The 2,206-nt window shown below is 70.1% G+C and carries 2 protein-coding genes; both read right to left on the bottom strand.

Annotation, left to right across the window (positions count from 1 at the left end):
* Positions 1 to 127: 127 nt before the first annotated feature.
* A complete protein-coding gene (locus GKQ77_RS31885; protein ID WP_258022317.1) occupies positions 128 to 1,027 on the bottom strand; it encodes a geranyl diphosphate 2-C-methyltransferase in 900 nt (299 codons plus the stop codon).
* A gap of 19 nt (positions 1,028 to 1,046) precedes the next feature.
* Positions 1,047 to 2,206: family 2 encapsulin nanocompartment cargo protein terpene cyclase (locus GKQ77_RS31880; protein ID WP_219692595.1), on the bottom strand; the 1,160-nt coding region annotated here is incomplete at its 5' end.

Below are 2,206 nucleotides of genomic sequence, written 5' to 3'. Positions count from 1 at the left end.
CCCTAGGACGCGGTAGTGCACGGGGCCATTGTCGCGGGTTCCCCCGCCCGCCTGCCCGTTGCCCCGCGCCTCATCGTGCCGTAGGGGGTTCTCCCCCCACCCGCCCGTCGCTCCGCGCCGCGAGAGGTCAGACTCGGTCGGCCGCGATGAGGACGTACTGGAAGGAGCCGTCCTTGTACGACTCGATGAATGCCTCTTCGATGCCGGTGACCAGGGACGACGTGGCCCGCAGCTCCCAGTAGGGCAGGGTCGCGGGGGTCAGGTCGACGACGGCCTGCGGTACGAGGCGGTTGTCGGCCATGGCGCGCAGGTACTCCCGGCGGGAGTGGATGTTGCACTCGAAGTGGGCGTTGATCTGCGAGACCCACTTCGACGGCTGGCCGTAACGCGGGTTCCAGCAGCCGGTGATGGTCACATAACGGCCGCCGACCTCAAGGATGCGGGAGTGCTCGGCGAAGAGGTCGTGCAGGTCGACGTACATGCTCGATTCGTTGTTCCACGAGCCCGCCGCCTGCCCTGTCCCGAAGGGCATGTCCAGCATGTTGCACACCCGGGCGCGGACGTGGTCGGCGATGCGCAGTTCCTGGGCGCGCCGGTTGCCGAAGTCGGCCTGCTTGGCCGACAGGGTGACGCCCTCGACCTTGCATCCGAAGCGCTGGTGAGCCATGACCATGGAACCGCCCCGGCCGCAGCCGGCGTCCACGAGCGTGTCGTCGCGCCCGATGTCGCCGAGGTGGTCCAGAAGCACCTCGGCCTGCGCCGACTCCAGGCGGTGGAGTTCGGCGATCAGCTTCTTCTCGTACTCGGAGTCGTCGGCTTCGCCCAGGGCGGCGTGGTCGACGTCGCCGATGCCGTAGTGGTGGTGGTAGAGGCCGTCGACGTCGCCGAGGCGCAGGTTGACGGGCCTGGCCTCCCCGTCCCAGTAGCGGGCGATGTCGCCCTGGTAGGGCGTCGCCGGGCCGGGGATGCGCAGGCGGGTCTCGGCGGAGGTGGCGCTGAGCTGGGAGCTGGTCACAGATGAGTCCATTCTCTTGCCGCGAGTTCTGCTACCAGAAGTCGGGCAGGCTGTATCGGTAGGTGTTGGTGCGGTGCCAGTAGTGGTTGCCGTCGACCCATGCGGCCACGCCCTTCAGGAAGCGCGGCACGCTCGGGACGGGGCACGCGGCGGCCAGGGCGGCGGCTTCGGCCTCGAAGTCGTGCATGAGGTCGTTGTGCACCTCGACGGCCTTCAGATAGGCGTCCCGCTCGGAAAGGCCCTCGCGGTCGGCGAGCACGGTGGGCAGGTTCAAGTGCCGCCCGGGAGCGTCGAGTTCCTTGGTGTACGAGTACAGGTCGTTCACGATGGTCGTCGCGTTGCCGGCGAGCGCGATGACCTTCTGCATGGCGGCCTGGGCGTGCAGGTCCGTCGGCAGTTCGTAGCCGCCGACGGTGTCGGTGATGGTCGGGCAGGGGCGGAAGTTGTTGAACTGGCGCATCGCCAGGTACTCCCACACCTCGGGTACGTACTCGGTCTGGGCCCAGGCGGCTTCGGCGAGGTATCCCATGTGCAGTCGGGCCATGTCGTGCCGGTACCGGTCGGCCTGCGCGGGGCTGGCCGTACCGACGAAGTACTCCATGGCGGAGCGGTAGGCACGCCGAGGGGCGTCCGCGTGCAGCGACTGTGCCCACAGCGGCTGGTACTCCCGCGTCGTGTACAGGGGGTCGAGGGCGGTGTGCGCGAGGAGGAGGCGCCCTCCGAGGCCGATGGGTGAGCCTCCGTGGTCCTCGCAGTAGCAGTCGTCCACCGCGTTCTCCGCGACCATCAGCCGGGTGGCGACCATCAGGTGGTCGATGCTCGGGGCGTCCGGATGGCAGGCCACCATGTAGCGGCCCACGGAGAAGCCGTCGAACTCCTCCTCCCAGTCGTCGGGGTACAGGCTCACCTCGTCCAGCGCCCAGGACTTGATCCTGCGGCTGACCTCCTCGACCTTCGCCGGGTCGGGCTCGGGCACCGGGTGGTGGTAGAGACCCGGCACGGCCGGGCCCTCCGCCGGGGCCGCCGCCGGTTCCGCAGGCGGCGCCGGTTCCTCGCGCGGGATCAGGCGCAGGCCCGCCGTCCCCAGCCCGCTGGGCCCGCGCAGGACCCGCTCCAGGGCAGCTCCCGACGCCGGCACGTCGGCCGCCGGGGCGCTGAGGGGAGGAGCATCGAGCACAGGCGGGGCAGGCG

Source organism: Streptomyces anatolicus, assembly GCF_019400875.1.
Classification (GTDB): Bacteria; Actinomycetota; Actinomycetes; order Streptomycetales; family Streptomycetaceae; genus Streptomyces; species Streptomyces anatolicus.
Note: the sequence above shows the minus strand (reverse complement) of the source record. Positions and strands in the feature narration are given on the sequence as shown.